At 54.7% G+C, this 20676-nt stretch carries 18 protein-coding genes; 9 read left to right on the forward strand and 9 right to left on the reverse strand.

Annotated elements, in window-relative coordinates; translation table 11 throughout:
* Positions 1–247: hypothetical protein (locus RV1423_RS30735; RefSeq protein ID WP_231502520.1), on the forward strand; the 247-nt coding region annotated here is incomplete at its 5' end.
* A gap of 210 nt (positions 248–457) precedes the next feature.
* On the opposite strand, the gene RV1423_RS26600 is transcribed toward RV1423_RS30735, so the two are convergent.
* From RV1423_RS26600 to RV1423_RS26615, 4 genes are all read right to left on the reverse strand, one after another.
* Positions 458–1525, reverse strand: a complete 1068-nt coding sequence (locus RV1423_RS26600) for an ATP-binding protein (protein WP_081769028.1) — start codon at positions 1523–1525, stop codon at positions 458–460.
* A 6-nt stretch (positions 1526–1531) separates the two neighbouring features.
* Complete coding sequence (locus RV1423_RS26605; protein WP_034303599.1) at positions 1532–2662, reverse strand: FIST signal transduction protein; 1131 nt, start codon at positions 2660–2662, stop codon at positions 1532–1534.
* A 353-nt stretch (positions 2663–3015) separates the two neighbouring features.
* Entirely contained in the window at positions 3016–4380 is a 1365-nt protein-coding gene (locus RV1423_RS26610) for a sensor histidine kinase (protein WP_034303601.1), read from the reverse strand.
* Positions 4377–5051, reverse strand: coding sequence for a response regulator (locus tag RV1423_RS26615; RefSeq protein ID WP_034303602.1), 675 nt, complete (start codon positions 5049–5051; stop codon positions 4377–4379). The genes RV1423_RS26610 and RV1423_RS26615 overlap by 4 nt, the downstream gene beginning before the upstream one ends.
* A gap of 137 nt (positions 5052–5188) precedes the next feature.
* On the opposite strand from RV1423_RS26615, the gene dsbD reads away from it, so the two are divergent.
* From dsbD to RV1423_RS30875, 8 genes are all read left to right on the forward strand, one after another.
* Complete coding sequence (gene dsbD, locus RV1423_RS26620; RefSeq protein WP_197035015.1) at positions 5189–7126, forward strand: protein-disulfide reductase DsbD; 1938 nt, start codon at positions 5189–5191, stop codon at positions 7124–7126.
* 72 nt (positions 7127–7198) lie between these two features.
* The gene (gene dsbG, locus RV1423_RS26625) at positions 7199–8050 is read left to right on the forward strand and encodes a thiol:disulfide interchange protein DsbG (RefSeq protein ID WP_034303603.1); all 852 of its coding nucleotides are present in this window, start codon (positions 7199–7201) and stop codon (positions 8048–8050) included.
* Positions 8051–8182: 132 nt separating this feature from the next.
* Positions 8183–8503: a hypothetical protein gene (locus tag RV1423_RS26630; RefSeq protein ID WP_034303605.1), complete on the forward strand. Its 321-nt coding sequence runs from the start codon at positions 8183–8185 to the stop codon at positions 8501–8503.
* Positions 8490–9212: a c-type cytochrome gene (locus tag RV1423_RS26635; RefSeq protein WP_081769030.1), complete on the forward strand. Its 723-nt coding sequence runs from the start codon at positions 8490–8492 to the stop codon at positions 9210–9212. The genes RV1423_RS26630 and RV1423_RS26635 overlap by 14 nt, the downstream gene beginning before the upstream one ends.
* A 182-nt stretch (positions 9213–9394) precedes the next feature.
* Complete coding sequence (locus RV1423_RS26640; RefSeq protein WP_081769032.1) at positions 9395–10237, forward strand: c-type cytochrome; 843 nt, start codon at positions 9395–9397, stop codon at positions 10235–10237.
* Between the two features lie 57 nt (positions 10238–10294).
* On the forward strand, positions 10295–10744 hold the full coding sequence (locus RV1423_RS26645) for a DsrE family protein (protein ID WP_051516983.1): 450 nt from the start codon (positions 10295–10297) through the stop codon (positions 10742–10744).
* Between the two features lie 62 nt (positions 10745–10806).
* Complete coding sequence (locus tag RV1423_RS26650; protein WP_034303607.1) at positions 10807–12555, forward strand: bifunctional UDP-sugar hydrolase/5'-nucleotidase; 1749 nt, start codon at positions 10807–10809, stop codon at positions 12553–12555.
* Between the two features lie 562 nt (positions 12556–13117).
* Positions 13118–14692 (forward strand): methyl-accepting chemotaxis protein, encoded by a 1575-nt coding sequence (locus tag RV1423_RS30875; protein WP_034303609.1) that lies wholly within the window; start codon positions 13118–13120, stop codon positions 14690–14692.
* A gap of 139 nt (positions 14693–14831) precedes the next feature.
* On the opposite strand, the gene RV1423_RS26660 is transcribed toward RV1423_RS30875, so the two are convergent.
* From RV1423_RS26660 to RV1423_RS26680, 5 genes are all read right to left on the reverse strand, one after another.
* The gene (locus RV1423_RS26660) at positions 14832–16583 is read right to left on the reverse strand and encodes a bifunctional diguanylate cyclase/phosphodiesterase (RefSeq protein WP_051516984.1); all 1752 of its coding nucleotides are present in this window, start codon (positions 16581–16583) and stop codon (positions 14832–14834) included.
* Between the two features lie 12 nt (positions 16584–16595).
* Positions 16596–17033 (reverse strand): response regulator, encoded by a 438-nt coding sequence (locus RV1423_RS26665; protein WP_197035016.1) that lies wholly within the window; start codon positions 17031–17033, stop codon positions 16596–16598.
* Between the two features lie 21 nt (positions 17034–17054).
* Complete coding sequence (locus RV1423_RS26670) at positions 17055–18509, reverse strand: PAS domain S-box protein (RefSeq protein WP_051516985.1); 1455 nt, start codon at positions 18507–18509, stop codon at positions 17055–17057.
* Between the two features lie 122 nt (positions 18510–18631).
* Positions 18632–20254 (reverse strand): methyl-accepting chemotaxis protein, encoded by a 1623-nt coding sequence (locus RV1423_RS30880; RefSeq protein ID WP_051516986.1) that lies wholly within the window; start codon positions 20252–20254, stop codon positions 18632–18634.
* Between the two features lie 99 nt (positions 20255–20353).
* On the reverse strand, positions 20354–20506 hold the full coding sequence (locus RV1423_RS26680) for a copper-binding protein (RefSeq protein ID WP_081769031.1): 153 nt from the start codon (positions 20504–20506) through the stop codon (positions 20354–20356).
* Between the last annotated feature and the right edge of the window lie 170 nt (positions 20507–20676).

The following is a 20676-nucleotide window of genomic DNA, read 5'->3' on the forward strand; positions in this document are numbered from 1 at the left end:
AAGGCAGGAAAATAGATGGACAGCGACCAGACAGCAAGTGCTTGATTTATATGGGCATTTTGAAGGCGACGCCGTTGAAAGCCGCGTGACTGCTAGAGATGGCTACCGTCGTATATTGCACGACAATCAAAAGGACCCCAATGAAGAGAGAATAACGCTCGCTACAATACAACCTATTAAGTATCTTTCAATTGCCGTGATGTCGCGTCAACATAGTTGCTCTACTTTGAGTGATCGCCATTGTTGAAACACTTTAGTTCTAGGGGAACTATCGCAACGCAAACGCCGTTCTTTCGAACCTTATGTTTAAGTGAAATCAATATTTAAGCATCAGATTTACGTGTCTCCGTGTAAACGTAAATTTCACATCGAGGTTCTTCATCTCTATTTAAATCAAATAGTTAGCTGACTTCGATGATCTGAGATTTACGTTAGAGCACTGCTAAGTCCAGCGCGATTAATGCCTGACTGGAATAGTGATTTTGAACGTTGTTCCGACATTCAGTTTGCTGTCGACTGAGATGCTGCCTTTGTGTTTTTGTATGATTCCGTAAGAAAGCGACAATCCTAGCCCGGTCCCTTTGCCAACCGGCTTGGTGGTAAAAAAGGGATCGAAGATGCGCGACAGGTTTTCCGGCGCGATGCCTCCCCCGTTATCCGCGATTTCAATCCAGACCGTATCGCCTCCGGCACCGGTACGCACTATAATCCGCCCGCGCTCGGATTCGATGGCATGCGCCGCATTGACCACCAGATTCAAGATCACCTGATTGAACTGCGAAGGCAGGCACTCCACCTTCGGGATCTCTCCGTATTCCCTGACCAGTTCGGCTTTGTATCTGATTTCGTTATTGACGATATTCAGCGTCGAATCGATACAGCGATGCAGATCTGCCCATTGCCATTCATCGGAAGAATCTACACGTGAAAAATCCTTCAGGTCCTGGACGATTTTCCTGACTCGCTGGATGCCTTCTCGAGACTCGCTCATGAGCATCAACATATCTTCCGTCAAGAACTCGAGATCGATGCGATCGCGCAGAGCGTGCAATTCGGCAACGACGTCCGGAGCAATGATCGCCTGTTCGGCCTTCTGATAGGCTCCCAGGATGGCCAAAAGACTGTTGGTATAGGTCTCCAGAGTTCCAAAATTGGAAAAGACGTAACCGATGGGATTGTTGATCTCATGCGCAACGCCTGCCGCCAACTGGCCTATCGAGGCCATCTTCTCCGCCTGCAGCAATTGATTCTGCGCCGTTTCAAGCTTGCCATTGAGTTCCAGCAGCTCGCTGTTGGTGCGAGTCAGTTCGTTCATCACCCGCTGTCTTTCCGCCAACTGATCGGCCAACTGACGATTGCGCTCGCCCAGTTCACGCGACATGATTTCCATCGAATGTTCGATCAACTCCCGATCACTTTCAAAAGCGGCATAAGCATCGTCGATAGCGCTGATCCAACCGGGCAGATTGCCGATGACGCCATCTTTGCTGAATTTCTTGATCTGACGGACCAGCAAGGGATGCATATATGCTCACTCTTCCTCGGACAGCGTAGTCACTGTCATCGTCTGGTTGTGCAATTCGCATCGGGTGCGCGCTCCGTGCGGCGCAATTTCACCGTAGGAATAAAAACCGGCGAGCACCGCCCCCTCCCCCAGGACTGCCGCCACGCCTTCCACTTCTTCCTCGATACGCTGCTTGAGCACCAGTTTACGGCCGATGCAACTGATCAGAATCGCCAGTTGCGCCGGACGACGTTCCAATTGTCCCCGGGTGACTTCTGCGGCGCCGATAGCGCCGTCGACCAGACGGTTGAAATTTGCTTTCATGAGCTGGACATAGCAGCCTTCGGGCATGTCGCCGGCGAAGGTCATGCTGTGCTGCGTTTCGTCCACGCCGAGAATGGTTCTCACCACCGGCGTATCGGAACCCGGCAATCGCAGCGCCAGCGGGAACAGCAGCCCGGATGACGGTAGGTCGGCGGCATGGCTGCCCAGATAAGTTTTATAGAGTCCCAGGGCCGATTCGCTGTCCAGTTCGTACAGAACGTTGTCCTTGGATCTGGTAATCAGCCGTTCGGGACCGAACGCATCCCAGCCTCCGACCGAACCGTAACCGACCTGTAGCCGGTCGCCGTAGAAACCGATGCCTACCACCTGCCCCGCTGCCGCATCACCATTCGCCAGGACCACTGTCTCGCGGAAATCGGAACCATCTCCGGCCAAGCCGCCAGTGACATTGACATGCGACGGCAAGTGCTCCCGCAATCCCTTTACCAGATCGCTGCCGTTGACGCGCAGACCATCGGACAAGACGAGAACATGGCAGAGGTCTTCCCGTTGCAGTTCCTGAGAAATCGCCTGGCCGACCTGATAGCTGTCGCCGACGTCGGCAACCTGCCTGACCGCGATGTCGACACGGGTCGATGCAAAGCGGATGCCGGTTAGAACGATGCTATCGTCGCGCACCTCGGTGCCAAAAATCTCGCCGGCCGTACTGCAGCCGACTATGTGGGCGGAAGGACACAAACGCCGCAGATGCGGAAACAATGCGGGATCTTGCAGCAGCGCACGCGCACCGAATACCAGCAGCAACTGAATATCCGGCGGCAAAAACAGGGATGAAAGATCCGAGGCGTCTGTTGAGGATTGAACGATGTGCATTTTGTCTCTCCACCAAGGCTGACCGGCGATTTGCGCGGATGACTTTCATCATGAGCGCTCTTATTTGCAACACTATATGTATCCGGACGAGATTTTCTATTTTTCCTGACATCTTAGAATAAATCGACAGCGCCTCCTACTGATTTGCAAACAAGTTTTTTATACATTCTTGCTTGTCATTAACTAATCGTTCAACACTTCAGCGCGTTATGAATACACTGGAGAATGCCTGTCGCTGGCCGTCGCCGGCCATATCAAGCCCATGATCTCATCGGCTCATTGGACTCTCAATTAGGTTGGTATAGATGCTTCTGGCTGCTCATGAACTACGACGACCTCCATGTAGTCGGTCCTCAAGAACTGCTCACAGGCACGATCAAACAAACCTCGAGCCCTCTTTCAGATCTGGGTTTCAGCGTCAACGAGCCGCCGAAACTGTTGGTGATCGCATTGACAATCGACAGACCGAGACCACTCCCCTTGCCACTCGATTCTTTGCGCCAAAAACGTTCGACGGCGTGTCGGCATTCTCCCGGCGTTAGTCCAGGACCTTCATCCAGTACGCTGAAACACAAGTTGGCGTCATCCTTGCGTTCAACGCGCAAAAGCACCTTGCTGGCTGGAGGCGAATGTCGCAGAGCGTTATCCAACAGGTTGCGTAATGCCGAGATCAGCAGCGCGTCAGGCAGTGCAATGCGCATCTCGCTGACTGTCGGTTCCATTTGCAGCTCAACCCGGGTCTCTTCATGATGGGACCCCGTCAAATTGCTCAGCGCCTGCTTTACCGCGGCACCAGTTACTCCCCAGCCAGAAACTTGCGCATGTTCGACACTGGCATCGAGTCTGGCAAGCAGCAGCAATTGATCAAGCGTCGTCTGCAATTGCAGCACGCCTTCATTGGCGGACGATAGTGCCTGCGACATGCCATCGGTGGCCTCATGTCGAATCGATACGAGCTGCGCCACCTGCAGGTGGGTTTTGATGGCCGTCAACGGGGTCCGCAGTTCGTGTGCTGCATCGCCGGTAAACCGTCGCTCACGTGCAATCGCACCATGCACCTTTTGCAGGAGGCATCTGATCGTTTCCACCAAGGGACGTAACTCGGGCGGGGCATCGATCGCGGGAAGCGGTATTTCATCGTCGGGACGCCGCTGAGCAAGTGCCACACGAACTCTCTCAATGGGTTGCAGCCCACGACCGATACCAAACCAGAGTAGCAACAAGCTGCCGGCCAGGGCTACCACGAAAGGTATTCCGACACTCAATGCAATGTCGCGCAGCAAGCCCTCTCTCAAGTCAATCCGGTCAGCCGTGGCGATGCGTATACCACCCTGCTCCAGCACATACGTTCGCCAGGGCTTGCCGCCAAAGGTGTGAGTACCATAACCCAGGGCCACGTTGGACAGACCGGGACTGTCGACGGTCCGAGCCATCGTTTGCGCGAGCACCTCTCCGCGTAGAAGACTGACTTCGCATGCTAATCCATCCCGTGAGATCACATCAAGCGGAGAGCCCGCCCTGCCGTCAACCGGGGTGTTCGGCGACGGCAGTTGAGACACGAGTCCGGCGACCATACGCGCAGAGGCGGCAAGACGCTCGTCGAGCGCTGTGCGTATTTCTTGCCGTACATCGAGAAACATCCAGACCGCGACGAGCGCCCACAATATAGTTAACGAAAAACCGATGATGATCAGCAAACGCTGGCGTAGACTCATCATGCTTCGCTTCCTCCACCTTCGCCAAGACGGTAGCCCAGGCCTCGCACGGTCTCAACAATGCCTGCGCCGAGTTTACGGCGCAGGTGATGGATGTGCACATTGACGGCATTGCTCTCGACGTCCAGTTCAAAGCCATAGAGACTGTCTCGCAACTGTTCGGTGGTGAGTATCTGTCGCGGACGTTGTAGCAATGCTCGCAACAATGCCAGTTCGCGTCTGGACAGATCGACCAGGCGTCCATTCAGCATAACCTCTCCCGTCGACGCCGTGAACGCCAGTCCGCCGTGCTTGATTCTGTCCACGCTACGCCCGGAAGCACGACGTAAAAGAGCATGTAACCGCGCCACCAATTCCGTCAGGTCAAATGGTTTGAGCAAGTAATCGTCGGCGCCTGCCTGAAGGCCTTTCACTCGGTTCTCGACAGCATCGCGAGCGGTTAGCACCAGCACGGGCATGTCGTTTCCTTGAGCACGCCACCCGGCAAGCAAAGTCATGCCATCGGTATCAGGCAACCCAAGGTCGAGCACGCAAATATCGAAATGCGACGTTGCCAGCGCGGTCTTCGCCTGACGGGCACATCCCACGTGGTCAACGGTGAGACCGTATAAGCGTAGGCCGGCAACGATGCCGCTGGCCACCAGAGCGTCATCCTCAATCAATAACACATGCACGACAAGCCTCCTCCTGAATCCGTTTGCATTTCTTCAACCAGCCCAACTGTGCGACGTCACAATGAAGGCAGCGTTAACGATGCCTTAATCCTCGCGTCCCATGATAAATCAACTATCTATCCCGAGGGTTCTTCAACGTGCCTGAATTGCTGCTGCACTGCACTTCCCGCTTATGCCTCTCGCCTCCCCGATGGTCTAAAGCTCGGCGAACGCTTTTTCTCGTACTCCTGTTCCTATTGGCGGGGTTGCTCGCTGGTATGGCAAATGCAGCGGATGGTTTTCTGACGGCCGACGAGGCCTTTGCGTTGACCGTAGAACAATCGCCCGCTACTCATGCCGAACTGGAGCTGCACTGGAAAATAGCTCAGGGCTACTATCTGTATCGCGACCGAATCAGCGTCACAGCCGCACCTTCCGGCAACCGGACGACCGTGGACCGCCCTTCCGGGGAGCGAAAAGAAGATCCAAACTTTGGCGTCATGGAGGTCTACCGCCGCGCGGCGACCGTTCAAGTCAACCCATCGGGTGCAACGGAACTGACAGTGACATGGCAAGGCTGCGCAGACGCAGGGCTGTGCTATCCGCCGCAGAGCCAAAAAATTGCAGTAGACGCATCGGCTTTGACTCTCGCTGCCAATCCGGCTCCATCTGCTGCGCGCGATGCGGATGATAGCGATGTTGCAACGCCTCCTGTCGGTAGTTTTACCGTGGCAAAGACAGCCCTTGCCACCTCGTCCGGCACCAGCGACAGCCACATCACCCAAGTACTTGGCGAACGTACGCTGGCCTTGACGCTGCCGTTATTTTTCGTGCTGGGCATTGGGCTGGCCTTCACTCCCTGCGTGCTACCCATGGTGCCTATTGTCTCGGGCATTGTAGTTGGCAGCCAGGCGCCGCCGCTGCGTGCCTTCGTGTTGTCGCTCGCTTTTGTACTACCAATGGCATTGACTTATGCTCTCCTTGGCGCGGCTGCGGCCATCATGGGGGAAAATATTCAGGCGCTGCTGCAGAACCGTTGGGCGATCACTATCTTCAGTGCAATCTTCGTCGCGCTCGCAGCAGCCATGTTCGGCTTCTTCACGCTGCAACTGCCGTCATTCGTGCGTGATCGCATCAATGGCGCGAGCCGACATACGCAAGGGGGCACCTTGCTCGGCGCCACTGCCTTGGGTCTTCTTTCGGCACTCCTCGTCGGCCCGTGCATGACGGCCCCCTTGGCAGGAACCCTGCTCTACATTGCGCAGACCGGACATGTTGCCTCGGGCGCTCTGCTCTTGTTCGCGCTCGGCCTGGGTATGGGCGTGCCGCTGATCATCATCGCGACCTTAGGAGCTCGCTACTTGCCCAAGCCCGGCCCATGGATGGAACGAGTCAAGGGTGCGTTCGGTTTCCTTCTGTTGGGCACCGCAATTTGGATGCTTCAGCGAGTGGCCCCCACATCGTTGGTGCTCATATTGTGGGGATCGCTGCTGGCCGGCTTGGCACTGACGCTATTCCATCTTGCGACTCAGATCGACACCGGCTTGCGTCTGTTATGCCGTAGCATGGCCTTCATCGTCGGCGTCTGGGCCGGCTCCATGTTGGTAGGCGCCGCTGCCGGCGGCGATGATCCGTTGAGGCCGCTCGCCTTCGCCATGCCGTCCAGCGCTGCGGTGACCGCCACTTCCCGGGAGAACGCCGCGCCGCTACTTCAATTTAATGCTGTTGGCAGCCTGCAAGCGCTTCAGGCGCAACTCGATATGGCCAGCCGATCTGAAAGACCGGTGTTGCTGGATTACTCGGCCGATTGGTGCGTCTCCTGCAAAACGATCGATCGGGAAGTGTTTTCGGATCCGATAGTGCGCAGCGCACTGTCGAACGTGCTTCTTCTGCGCGCGAACGTGACTGAAGACGACGTCGACCAACGAGCCTTGATGCGCGAATATCATGTCATCGGACCGCCGACCGTGATGTTTTTCAACGCAAAGGGAGGTGAGCAACGCGATGCCCGTCTTGTGGGCGAGTTCAGCGTATCTGACTTGCTGCAACGGCTGCTTGCCGGCAAGGCCTCAACAGCGACGAAGGCCGGTTTATGACTTCTTCCCTCCAAATCGGGCCGTTGGCAACGATCGTGCCCGTATTTACATTAACGCCTTAAGGTCCCGCACATGCCTTCTCACCTCTCACCATCGGCATCCGGCCGCTTTTGCACCAGATCCGGACTTCTCATCATCGCCACTATCGTGGGGGGAATTCTGCTCCAGACCTGCGCTCAAGCACAAGATCGTCCTGCGCCTTTACGCGCTTTGGAAAAACAAGGACTCGTTGTCGTCGGCACTTTTCCCTCGCCCGGAGGCCTCACTGCCTGGGCCGGGTATATGAACCAGGAGCCGGTCGCGCTGTATGCTACGCCGGACGGAAAACACGTTATCGTGGGAACGCTGGTGGATGGGGACGGCAAGGATGTCAATCGTAGCGTCCTGGAAAAGACCGTCAGCGCTCCGATGACTGACAGAGTCTGGGGACAATTGCAAAATAGCCACTGGGTCGCGGATGGCTCCGACAAGGCACCGCGCACGGTCTATGTTTTCACTGATCTGAACTGCCCCTACTGCAACAAGCTCTGGTCCGACGCTCGTCCTTGGGTGGACGCAGGTAAGGTCCAGCTACGCCATGTGATCGTTGGCATTCTCACGCCAACCAGCCCCGGGAAGGGCGCTGCCTTGCTGGCCGACAAAAATCCGGCGGCGACCTTGGCCGCTTACGAGCGCGCTCAGCTATCTGCCGCTGCGAAAAGCTTGGCCTCTGGGCACCCGCGACCACTCAGCGACGAAGGAATCAAACCGCTGTCCGCAATTCCGCCAACCGTGCAGGCGCAGCTAGACGGCAATGTCAAACTCATGTCAAACCTGGGCATGCGGGCAACGCCGGCCGTTGTCTGGCGCGACGCCAAAGGCGTCGTTCAGATGCGCACCGGCGTTCCCAGCCAAGCGTTGTCGGAAATCATGGGGCCGCGCTGAGACGACAACATTACTGCATGGTATAGGAGGAGCCCCGCTGTAAAGCGCCCCGGAAAGAAGAGGTGCGAAAGTCGGCAGATCGAGCCGACGCGAACGACTGGAAGAAAAGAGCAAAAAAGGAGGAGAAATTCCATGGAGAGTCTGAAATATTCCAAGATGCGCATCCTGCTGCACGCGCCCACCGCCAATGCGCTAAACCGCGCGCGCAGCAACGCCGCCAATCTAACCAACGATGCATCGCAGAGCGTGGTGCGCATCATCGTCAACGCCGATGCAGTAGGAGCGACGCTCGATACGCCCGATGCAGCGACAGATGCATTCACCCTGGTGTGCCCCAACACGCTGGCAAAGATCGGGCGCGATGCGCCCGCGCCGTTGACCATCCTGCCAGAGAGCGCAGTTTCTGCGATAGCACGCATGCAGTTGGAAGGCTGGTGCTATGTTCGCGCATAACTGGAAATTGATGTTGCTGGTTGCCGTCACCACACCTGCGTTGGCACAGCAAGCAACGGTGGTTCAAGGGCAAGAAATCGCGAGCCGAGGCACATCGCTGGGTGTTGCCGCTTGTATCAGTTGCCATGGTGCACAAGGAGAAGGCAATGCCAGCTTTCCTCGCTTGGCGGGTGCCGGCCAAGCCTACCTTCAAGCGCAACTGAACGCCTTCGCCGACGGCAGTCGCAAGAATCCCGTCATGCAACCCTTCGCGCAGAAACTCTCGCCCATTGAACGCACTTCGCTGGCGATGTTCTTCAGTCAATTGAAAACGCCTTTCCCGGCAGTCAACATTGCATCGATCACGCCGGAGGATGCCGGTGCATGGCTCGCCGCGCGTGGGCGCTGGGTCGACCAGTTGCCCGCCTGTTCGCAATGTCATGGTATCGGTGGAAGCGGTGTCGGCACACAGTTCCCCCCGCTCTCCGGCCTCCCAGCAGCTTATATCGTCGAGCAACTGCAGGCGTGGAAAGCCGGATCCAGACCGGCTGGCCCCTTGGGGTTGATGCCGGTGATCGCAAGCAAACTCTCCGACAAGGAAATGCATGCCGTCGCAGCCTTTTATGCTGGTCAGACAAGCGCGGCGGCGCCCTCGCCCACACCGATGCCGGCAAGTCCGCAGAACGCAGAAAGAGCGACTCAGAACAAAAGCAAAGGGGGGCAACAATGAACATGCAACAACGCGACGGCAACAGGTCGAAACTGCACCTCAACGGCTTGGCTATCTTCGGCGGCGTTGTCGTCATTGTCCTGCTGGGCGTGACGATCGGAGGCAATGTGCTGTTCGACCAATTGCTCAGATCCCAGCAGAACAGACAAGCGAAACCGATTTCTTCAACGCCCGCGGCCACCATGGCTTCGGCCGCGCGTACCGCATCAGCGGCGGAGAAAATCCCTGCTGCAAGCGCCACATTCTCGCCGCCTGCGGAAAATACCCTACCCGAAGGGGACTACGGCAAGGTGATCAGTCTGGGCGAGAAAATTTTCATGGAAACCGGCAAGTACGCCCCTCAGTACGTCGGCAATAACCTCAACTGCGTCAATTGTCACCTTGACGCCGGACGCAAGCCGGACTCATCTCCTCTTTGGGCGGCCTTCGTCCACTACCCGGCCTTCCGCAGCAAGACCGGCAAAGTGGATACCTTGGCCTCTCGTATCCAAGGCTGCTTTCAATTCAGTATGAACGGCAAAGTGCCGCCTCTGGACGACGAGATCATGACCGCGTTGCAGACATATGCCTTCTGGCTGGCCAAAGGTGCTCCCGTCGGCACGCCAATGCCAGGCAGCGGCTACCCAAAGCTCAAAAAGCCGACGCTTGCCCCGGACTACACGCGCGGAGAAAAGGTCTACGTGCAGAATTGCGCTCTCTGCCATGGCGCCGATGGTCGAGGTGCGCGCGCAGACGGCCGCCAGGTCTTTCCTCCATTGTGGGGTGAGAAATCCTTTAACTGGGGGGCCGGCATGCATCAAATCGCCAACGCTGCAGGATTCATCCATGCCAACATGCCCTTGGGCAAAGGGGGCTCGCTCAGCGAACAAGATGCCTGGGACGTGGCGATTTACATGAATAGCCATGAGCGACCGCAAGATCCGCGCTTTACGATCTCGGTCGCGGCGACCCGCAAGAAGTACCACGACACGGATGACTCGATGTACGGACGTACCGTGAATGGTCATGTATTGGGAACACCTTGATCACACCAGCCTCAACTACCACTCAATCTCTTTCACCACTGTAGATAGGAACCAAATATGAAAGATATTCTTCGCGGCTTATTTCTGGCACTTTTTTTTCATGCCGCCTTTGCTTTTGCAGCGCCTGCAACTGCAGATGCATCTACGACGCCTGCAAGCGCCTGCACTGAGCACTACGATATCGTGATCGGTGTCAGCGACAAGGACAAACTGGAGCTGGCACTAAGCAACGCACAAAACCTGCAAGCAGAACTGGGAGCTGCCTGTGCCAACATCGAAATCGTCAACTTCAGCGCCGCAGTCACTCTGCTTGGCCCAATGAGTCCCAAGGCAACGCTTCTTAAGGACGCAATCCTCCACGGCGTGAAGATCATCGCCTGCCAGAACTCCATGAACAAATTCAAGATGACGGAAGACGATCTCCTGCCTGGCATCACCACCGTCCCCTCGGGTGCAGCAGAGATCGTGAAGCGACAAAAACAAGGTTGGACTTATCTCCGACCATAGCAACAACAGCCTCTTTGACTATACGATCGCCTCAACAATAAAATCACAAAGGAGTTCAAGCCATGTCTGACCTATGGATTCGGAGAACCGTAGCATTGCCGCTCATTTTTCTGGCGTTTGCCGCAGAAGCCTTCGCGGCAACTCCTGGCGCAGAGGTGACGCTCATTCACATGGGCGACGTCCACGGCCACCTGGTGGAGCACCCCAACGTCCGATCCGACGGGAACGGGGCGTCTATGGGAGGGCTCGCCAGGATGTACACGGTCATTAAAGGCATCCGGCAGCGGCATCCTGGCGCCACGATTACCGTCAATAGCGGAGACACGGTCCAAGGCTCAGCCGAGGCATTGTTTACCCAAGGGGAGGCAATCATCACCGTCCTTAACCGATTCGCTATTGACGTCGACAACCCCGGCAACTGGGATTATCTCTATGGCACGGACGTATTCTTGCAGCAGTTCGCGGGACCAGACGCTCGCTTCCATGCCAACGCAATCGCCGCAAACCTCTACTACGACGGTCCCCCCTATGCAACAAAGACCGGCAATCGCGTGCTGCCGCCATACTGGATCACGGAAGTCAATGGACTGAAGATCGGTTTCATCGGCTACACGGCAAGCCGTGGCCCCCAAGCCGTAAAGACCGAAATCACCAGGGGATTCCGCATGACCGAAGGCGAGGCGGAGTTTCCCGAATTTATTCGCGTGCTGCGGGATATCAAGCAGGTTGATGTACTCGTCGTCATCTCCGAACTTGGTCTGGCCGCCAACATCGATCTCTCCAACCGGAATCCAGGCATTGATGTGATCTTGTCCTCCGACATGCACGAGACCACGCCTCACACTATTCGCACACATACGGGCGCCTGGGTCGTTGACGAAGGACAGGATGGTCAAGTGTTGAACGAAATGACCCTCAGAAAGCATAATGGACGCGTGTCCCTCGTCAAGTTCACACAGCATCGGATCACGATGGACATACGGCCCGACCCTGAAATCGATGCGTTAGTGAAAAAGGTCCGGGCCCCGTTTGTCACCGGTCCGGCGTTCGTTCCTGGTCGATGGATCAACCCATTCAACGGCACCGCTCTCATGCACCCCATCGATACCATCGTGGGGTACACCGATGTCCCGCTTTACCGCGCCAATTTCTCCGATGAAAAAATGCCGGCCGTCATCGAAGGAAGCTCGCATGATTTTCTTACCGACGCATTCCGCTCCGTCGCCCGGACGGATGTCGGCGTCATCAGGGGATTCCGATACGGCACACACGTCTCGGCCGGACCTGTCAGCTACGAAGACATCTATCATTTCATCCCGATCGGCCCACTCATCGCCAAGGGCACAATCACCGGGCACCAGATTCATCGGCTGGTGGACGACTCGGCCTACGCGTGTCTCAGCACGGATGTTTCCTTTGGATGGACTGGCGGCTGGGTTGCGGGCCTGTCGGGAGTCACTCTCGATTTTGACCCTTATGGAGGACGGTTGAATTACTCGTCCAACTACATGGTGGGCGGCATTCCAATGGATGAACAAAAACGTTATTCAGTGGCGGGCTACTTCTACAAGGAAGATCCAGAGGAAATCAATCGCCTGAGGACGAAAAATCTGGAAGTTCTGAAGGACAGCAATGGGCAACCGATGGATGCGGTAGAGGTGGTAGCGCAGTACCTGTCCTCACTGCCAGCGCATAGAGTGACAAAGGAAACGCTAAAGCTCGATCGCTTCCGATTATTACGAAAACTCCCCGCCCCACTTTATGGAAACAGGGAAATTCAGCCGCTGGGTGGTGTTCCGGTGGAACCGTAGGAACCGTAAAAAATAATTTCAGCCTGAAAACCCTCCTCGCAATAAGCATCAGGAGCGAGGGCATGGTTCTGGTCCCGGGGCGGGACTGTCGTTGCAATATCCATGATTCCAGAGCGACAAAAGATTGCACAGGAAGAAACCAACCGCAATCGAAACCGGAAAGACTATTCTTCCGGCGCCATGCGTCAGATTTCTACTGTGCTACGACGGCTTGCCTCCCATACTGTCGTCAGGCAGACAATTGCCTGGTCCAAATACTGCTTCTTTTTTGGATATACGTTCGTCATGTCGGTCAAACAGACTCAAATTGAACAACGATTCTCATCGAATTTCTGTTCAGCCAAAGCACCTGGTACTTAACAAGAATTACCGGTGCAAGGACTAAACATCAAACCGCCGGAGCGTTGCCACCAGCCGCTGTCCCATGGGAAGACCCAGTTCACCGACTTTATTTCTTTGATTGCCTAAAGCGGGGCCCGCTACTACCGATAACTCAATATACGCGGCATTTCTGCATCTTTTTATCTGTTTTTAAATAATCTGTCATCTGGCGAGGGAAAACATGAAGCTAAAAACAAGAATGACGGTTGGCATGGTTTTGGTTTGCGTGTCTTTCATTTCTGCACTTTGCGTAGCGATATCGAGCATGCTGAATATTCGGGATCGATTCGAGGTTTTTCTCCTCCGCGATCAGGCGACGTTAAATTCTGTGACAATGCTTTACACAACCGGCCTGCAGAAGGGGCAAGCGTTACGCAACATAGTGCTCGATCCAAAAAATAAAGCCGCATTTAAAAATCTGGACGATTCGCGCAAGGGATTCAGTGAGGCACTTGCCACGAGCACTGAACTGACCAAGGACAATGCGCCTTATTTGCAGAAACTCAGAGAGATTGGCGCACTTGATCAACAACAGTCATTGCTGCAAAAAAAGATCGTGGAACTGCTAGATTCAGATCGGGAGAAAGCGATTAAGGCGCTGACGACTGAGGAAACCCCGGCCTGGCGAAAAATTCGAGAACAGATACTGACGTTGATTAAGACCAAAAACGATGACGTAGTTAAAAGCAAACTTGATATGGATGCCTTCACCAAGCGGATGCTGATCCTGAGCATCGCCTTGGGTGGCGTGGCCGCATTAATCGGCGTGGGAATTGCTTACTGGCTGATACACAACGTGATGATTTTGCTGGGCGGTGAACCACTTTATGCAGTTGCAGTATCGCAACGAGTCTCAGATGGCGACTTCTCACGCGATGTGAATATCAAGATGACCGACAGCAGCAGTTTGCTTTTTTCGATGAAAACAATGCAGGCTCGTTTGATCGACATGGTCTCAGGCATCAGATCAAGTGCGGATCGGATATCCACCGCTACAACCGAAATCGCCAACGGAAACATGGACCTGTCGTCACGAACCGAAGAGCAGGCAAGCTCATTGGAAGAAACCGCCTCCGCAATGGAAGAACTGACCTCAGTTGTCAGGCAAAATGCCGGCAACGCGGACCAGGCAAATTCGTTGGCGCTATCGGCAACGCAAGTTGCAACCGAAGGCGGCCGGTTGGTCAAGGATGTCGTGGAAACAATGAATCAGATTGAAACATCTGCCAAAAAAGTGGTTGACATCATCAGTGTCATTGACGGCATCGCCTTCCAGACTAACATTCTTGCGTTGAATGCGGCTGTGGAAGCAGCCCGCGCCGGCGAAGACGGAAGAGGCTTTGCAGTGGTGGCGAGCGAAGTGCGCAACCTGGCGCAACGTTCGGCCGTCGCCGCAAAAGAAATCAAGCAGCTTATCGACAACTCCGTCGAGACGGCGGAAAAAGGAAACAAGCTGGTTCAGCAGGCCGGAGCGACAATGGACGACGTGGTTGCCAGCATCCAACGCGTCTCAAGCATAGTGGGAGAAATCAGTGCATCAAGCCATGAGCAAACCACTGGCATCGAACAAGTCAATCAAGCGATTATCCAAATTGATAACGTGACGCAGCAAAATGCAGCGCTAGTGGAAGAAGCCGCGGCTGCCGCGCAATCACTTCAGCATGAGGCTCATCAACTTGAATCCTTGGTCAGCATTTTCAAATTCTCGGAGAAAAATTTATCCCTATCGAGAGGAACGATGACGGTGCAGGTATAGTGTGGTAGTCGCGATCTGATCTCAAGTCGGGTTTAGGAATCATGCTGCTCACTTCTTTATTTTGAAAGTGAGCGCCTGATGTCCATCTCCTGCCTCTGATCGGTTTCCTAATACTCTCGGCCGGACTGAGACAGTGCAATCAACAAGCAAGCCGGCTTTCTCTGTGCGCATCACTCCCCGTCAGAAATGTTGCTTCCAACTCGTCAGGTGGAAGAGGCTTGGAATAGTAGTATCCCTGCAGGACAGTGCAGCCATGGTGGCGACAGAAGTCAGCCTGCTCCCGGCTTTCCACGCCTTCCGCGACTATTTTCAAATTCAGTGCTTGCGCAAAGCGTATCATTGCGACAAGCAAACGATCATTCTCCGTATTGCTCCCCACAACCGAGACGAATTCCCTATCGATTTTCAAGACATCGATTTGAAATAACTTCAGGTGATGCATCGACGAATACCCTGTACCAAAATCATCCAGCGACAACGTGACGTCCCGTGAGGCGAGTTCTGCCAGCGTCGTCACCGCGCCTCTCTGATCATCAATGAGCGCACTCTCGGTGATCTCAAGCTCAAGACATTGTGGTGGCAACTGATATTGGGATAAAGCGCTCTCGACGTGATCTACCAGTTTTTTGTCAGCCAACTGAACTGCCGAGAGATTTACCGCAATCGTCAAAGTGTTTTTCAGCAAGGGAAAACGGCCTCGCCAATCACTTAGCTGCCGGCAAGATTCCTGCAGCACCCAATTCCCAATTTCGACGATCAGGCCCGTGTCCTCAGCGACACTGATGAAATCCCCCGGTGTCAGCAATCCCATCCGTGGATGCCGCCAACGAACCAGCGCCTCCATGCCACAGAGCGATTCATCCACGGCGCTAAACTGCGGCTGATAGTAGACAACAAATTCATTGTTCGGCAAAGCCCTATGCAATTCCCGTTTCAAATCCGTCAGATGCTGCACCGCTGCGTGCAATCGCTCCGAATAGAAGCGATACTGATTGCGACCGTCCTGCTTGGCACGGTACATGGCAACATCAGCATGCTTTAACAGATCCGAGGCACTTTCAGTGCTTTCACCCAGAACCGCGATGCCAACACTTGCGGTAATAACCAACTCAAGGGAATTCAGAACAATCGGATCTTGCAAAACGCTAATCAGACGATCCGCCAGAAGCGATGCCTGTTCATCCCGTTCGAGCCGGTTAGCAATGACCACGAATTCGTCGCCACCCAATCGGCAGAGGAAATCTCCACTACGAACGATCAAGCGTATCCGGCGCGCGATCTCGATGAGTAATTCGTCGCCTGCGCTATGCCCGAGCGTGTCATTGACACTTTTGAAATCATCGAGATCCAGCAGCAACACCGCAAGGCCACGCTGCTCGCGGTGCGCATTGTCCATCGAAAGATTCAATGCGACTTCAAAACCTCGTCGATTGATCAAGCCGGTCAAAATATCGTGTTCCGATAAGACACGCAATTTCTCGTGACTGGCTTTCAACGCCTCCTCCATCGAATACCGCTGCCGAGCCAGACAAATCGCGCGTATCAAACGGCGTCCGTTGACTTCATCCTTCAATAGAAAATCCTGCGCGCCTGCTTCAAGACAACTCTCGGCAATAGCCGGATCATCCTGGCGACTGAGCATGACTACGGCGACGTTTTCAAATGCGCCGGAACGTAGCGTATGCAAAACCTCAATGCCATCCTGGTCAGGCAAACGATAGTCGAGCAAGACCGCATCAAAATGTTCTTTCGCCAAACACTTGAATCCTTCTGCGGCCGTTGCGCACTGGCGGATGTCGAACACAAGATCAGAATGCTCTAGAGCGCGAATGACGACCGTTCTGTCCAACTCGTCGTCATCGATCAGCAACAGACACATGGTGGCTATCATGACTCTTTCCTGTCAGGATTTGGTCGGCAGTTCGACTATCCGCCAATAGCGGTCCAGCATTTCGATAACGCGCATAAAACCATCGCACATCTCGCTTTTCACGATATAACCTGCGACGTGCTTGGCGTAAGCGGCCACTCGGTCCTCATCGATCTTGGACGTTGTCAGGACAAATACCACTGCGCTTGAAATAATCGGATCTTCACGCAAGACGGCCAGCATTTCCAGTCCATTCATGCGAGGCATATTGATATCCAGCAAGATGATGTAGGGCCGTCGCACGGCCCCATGACTACGCAGCAAAGCAAGCCCTTCAATGCCATCCCGTGCGCGCACCATCGGATTCAATATCCGCAGCGATTTCAGCGCGCGCTCAATCCCCATGGCATCGATATCGTCATCATCGACTACCAATATGGTTACTTCTTCGCTGATCACTCTTTCTGCCATGCCCATCTCCCCCAATTGCCTTCAAGAAGGCCAAATGAAACGAAAAGTGCTTCCGCTTTTGCCGTCGGAATCCAGAGCAACACGCCCGCCTTGGGCTTCGACAGCTTTCTTGACCAGCGCCAAACCGATGCCGCTTCCCTCGACTTCGTCGCGCGGCTTTAAGGTCTGGAACATGGAAAACACGCGCTGCTGATGTTCCGGTGCGATGCCAGGACCGTCATCCGTCACCGAAAATTCAGTTCCTTCTGCTGTCGTACGCGCACTGATATTGATGCGCCCACTCGCCTTGTCGTGATGCTTGATCGCATTACCGATGAGATTGCGAAAGATCAATTCCAGCGGCACTTTTCTCGTGCTCAGAATCGGAAGACTCTGGTCCAGATGCAACTGGATTGATTTGGTTGTGGCGGTCAAATCAAAAATATCCCTGACCAGTTCGTTGGTATCCACGGAGACGATCTCGTCCTTTGATCTTCCGACTTTCGAATAGGCAAGCAGGTCGTCCAGCAACATTTCCATGCGTTTGATACGACTTCGCATCAAACGTAGATGAGCTTGCGTATCTTTATTGAGGCTGTCGTGCAAATCCTCGGTGATCCATGTCGCCAGTTGATCGATTCCGCGCAAAGGCGATTTCAGATCGTGCGATGACACATAAGCAAAATTGTTCAATTCCTCGTTAATACGCGTCAACTCGCCGATCAGTTGTTGTTGACGGATATCCGACTGCTTGCGCTCGGAAATATCAACAATCGCCGAAAGCACTTTTACCCCCGTCCCGGTCATGATCGGATTGAGCCCGATTTCGACCGGAAACTCGCTACCGTCTTTGCGCAGGCCGAACAATTCCCGGCCGACACCCATAGCGCGGGAACTTGAACTGGCGAAATAGATTTCCCGATAGTGAGAATGCCTGTCGCGAAATCGCTCCGGCAAAAGAATGTCGATTGACTGACCCAGCAACTCGATGCGCGTGTAGCCGAAGATCTTTTCGGCTTGTAAATTAACAAGCTCGATCATGCCGCCCTTGTCAATCATGATCATCGCATTAGGGGCCATCTCGACGACTTGCCTGAACTGCTCCTCCTGCATTCTGCGCTCTGAAATGTCAACAATTGCCGAGAGCACTTTGAAGCCATCGCTAGTCCTGAGCGGGTTGAGTGCAATTTCGACCGGAAACTCGCTACCGTCTTTACGCAGGCCGAACAACTCTCTGCCGACACCCATCGCGCGGGGAGTCGGATTCGCGCAAAATGTACGCCGATAATGACAATGATCCCGTTGATTTCTCTGCGGCAGGAGAATATCAATTGATCGCCCCAGCAGCTCCGCACGCGCATATCCAAAGACTTGCTCAGCCTGAAAATTGACGAGTTCGATCACTCCTTCCTCATCGACCAGGATCATGGCGTTTGGTGCCATTTCGACGACTTGGCGAAACAGCTCACCCTCTGACAGTTCCCCAGATGTATCCATTTTATTTTTTCGCACAATAGATGGATGGAGATTCCCGTTGCCGCATAACTTTTCTTTACGCGAATTATTTGATTATCGCAGTCGTTCCGTAGTCAAACGCCCGAGCGGGCGGCGCCCCCCGATCAAGGCGCGGCCAGTTTCAGCCTGGCGGGCAGGATATCGACACTGTTTTTCAGGATGGGCAAAGTGTTCAAGGTGAAGATGCCGACCAGATTCGACAGGTTGAACGCCTGCTCTTGCATCGCCTGCGCGGCAGCCGCCGCCTGCTCCACCAATGCCGCATTCTGCTGAGTCACATTATCCATCTGCAATACGGCATCGTTGATCTGTTCAATCCCTTCGCTCTGCTGACGACTCGATAGCGAGATTTCCGAGATCACGCTATTGACCTGCCTGACGCTGCCGACCACTTCCTCCATCGTCGTTCCCGCCTGCTCCACCAGGGAACGCCCGATTTTGACCTGCTGCACGGAATCGGAAATAAGTTCTTTGATTTCTTTGGCTGCGGTGGCGCTGCGGTGGGCCAGACTGCGCACTTCCGAGGCGACAACCGCGAAGCCGCGCCCCTGCTCTCCGGCGCGCGCCGCTTCCACCGCTGCATTCAGGGCCAGGATATTAGTCTGGAACGCAATCCCGTCGATGACAGAGATGATCTCCACGATCTTGTGCGACGAATCGTTGATCAGACTCATGGAGTTGACCACCTTCTGGACCACCTCCCCGGCCTTGGAGGCCACGTCGGACGCGGATTTGGCCAGTTCATGCGCTTGCAGCGCGCTGCCGGCATTCTGCTTGACTGTGGAGGCCAGCTCTTCCATTGAAGATGCCGTTTCCTCCAGTGAGCTTGCCTGCTGCTCGGTGCGCGACGACAGGTCCATATTGCCCTGGGCGATCTGGCTCGAGGCCGTTGCAATGGTGTCGGTGCCGGTGCGCACTTGACCGACGATCTGCGCCAGGGCATCGCGCATGCTCTTCATGGAGAACAATAGACTACCCTGGTCGCTTGGTCTGGTTTCAATGGCGACGGTCAGGTCGCCATGGGCAATCCTGGTCGCGATCTGATTGGCGTAGGCAGGCTCGCCGCCGAGTTGCCTGAGTACGCTCAGCGTAATCAGATACGCCGCCAGGATACTCACGATCAATGCCAAGGCGCCGATCGCCAGCATCGTCGTCCTGGCGTTGCTGTAGGCGATATCCGCAGTCCTCGAGGCATCTTCGTTCTGCGTGTTTTCCAGCAAGATGAATTGACTGAGCTGATCCCACCATTGCCGTTGCACGGGGCGGAACTGTGTGCGCAGCAGGTTGTAGGCTTCTGCCTTCTTGCCCGCCAGTATCAATTCCGTGGCTTGCCGGATATAGGTCTCCGATGCCCTGGCGGAGGCGCTTATCGCGCTGAACAACTCACGTTCCTGCGCGGTGGTGCTGCCTTCTTCTTTCAACATCTTTCCCAGCACTTGTTCCGACTGTGCATATTTTTTCGCCTGCACTTCGATGCGCTTGGCTTCGCTCTGTATCTCGTCGACGCTGTTTTCAAGCAGAATCATGTTGCGCAGGGCCAAGGCGCGCTCGGTGATGGTGAGGTACATCGCTGATGCCGCGTTGGCCTGAACGTTGTTGACCTTGGTGATCTCGTCCATTCGCTGTTTCTGCTGTGCCATCTGAACGATGCCCAGCAAGGTGACGACAATGAGCAAGAGGGTCGGCCGGGATTCGGGAAATTTTTGCAGGAATGATGTTAAACCCATGATTTAAAACGGATTTCCACCCACACTCCTTATATGAAGGCCGCTCTTTCGTGCCCGCTGTTAGACTTCCACCACGAGCACGAACATGAGCAAGTTGTTTTATTTGGCTGGACGTATTCCAGTGATCACAGGCGCCGCACCGCTCCCTTTTAGGTCGAAGGAAACCTGCTCACCGACCATGAGTCCACGGAGCAATTTCTCATCAGCTACTGTGAAGCCCATGGTCATCGCTGGCCAGTTAAGTTCTTTGATGGGCTGACCTCAATCGAAGTAATTTTGTGAACAATCCGAAGTAAAAGTGAGAACAAATTTTGGTTGCAAAAATTGCATCAGAAAATATCTTTTTAAAACAGTGAGTTGCGCAATTTGCGAAGTAATTATGCGAAATTCTTTGTAGCGGCGTTTCGTTGCATCTTTCGCAA

Source organism: Herbaspirillum sp. RV1423 (assembly GCF_000577615.1).
Classification (GTDB): domain Bacteria; phylum Pseudomonadota; class Gammaproteobacteria; order Burkholderiales; family Burkholderiaceae_D; genus Herbaspirillum.

Bases quoted from the DNA above. Each gene is read 5' to 3' on its own strand.
- RV1423_RS30880 (WP_051516986.1), bottom strand. From the start codon at position 20,254: ATGGGTTTAACATCATTCCTGCAAAAATTTCCCGAATCCCGGCCGACC.
- RV1423_RS26605 (WP_034303599.1), bottom strand. From the start codon at position 2,662: ATGCACATCGTTCAATCCTCAACAGACGCCTCGGATCTTTCATCCCTG.
- RV1423_RS26670 (WP_051516985.1), bottom strand. From the start codon at position 18,509: ATGGATACATCTGGGGAACTGTCAGAGGGTGAGCTGTTTCGCCAAGTC.
- RV1423_RS26640 (WP_081769032.1), top strand. From the start codon at position 9,395: ATGGCTTCGGCCGCGCGTACCGCATCAGCGGCGGAGAAAATCCCTGCT.
- RV1423_RS26610 (WP_034303601.1), bottom strand. From the start codon at position 4,380: ATGATGAGTCTACGCCAGCGTTTGCTGATCATCATCGGTTTTTCGTTA.
- RV1423_RS26660 (WP_051516984.1), bottom strand. From the start codon at position 16,583: ATGATAGCCACCATGTGTCTGTTGCTGATCGATGACGACGAGTTGGAC.
- RV1423_RS26600 (WP_081769028.1), bottom strand. From the start codon at position 1,525: ATGCATCCCTTGCTGGTCCGTCAGATCAAGAAATTCAGCAAAGATGGC.
- RV1423_RS30875 (WP_034303609.1), top strand. From the start codon at position 13,118: ATGAAGCTAAAAACAAGAATGACGGTTGGCATGGTTTTGGTTTGCGTG.
- RV1423_RS26645 (WP_051516983.1), top strand. From the start codon at position 10,295: ATGAAAGATATTCTTCGCGGCTTATTTCTGGCACTTTTTTTTCATGCC.
- RV1423_RS26635 (WP_081769030.1), top strand. From the start codon at position 8,490: ATGTTCGCGCATAACTGGAAATTGATGTTGCTGGTTGCCGTCACCACA.
- dsbG (WP_034303603.1), top strand. From the start codon at position 7,199: ATGCCTTCTCACCTCTCACCATCGGCATCCGGCCGCTTTTGCACCAGA.
- RV1423_RS26650 (WP_034303607.1), top strand. From the start codon at position 10,807: ATGTCTGACCTATGGATTCGGAGAACCGTAGCATTGCCGCTCATTTTT.
- RV1423_RS26665 (WP_197035016.1), bottom strand. From the start codon at position 17,033: ATGGCAGAAAGAGTGATCAGCGAAGAAGTAACCATATTGGTAGTCGAT.
- RV1423_RS26630 (WP_034303605.1), top strand. From the start codon at position 8,183: ATGGAGAGTCTGAAATATTCCAAGATGCGCATCCTGCTGCACGCGCCC.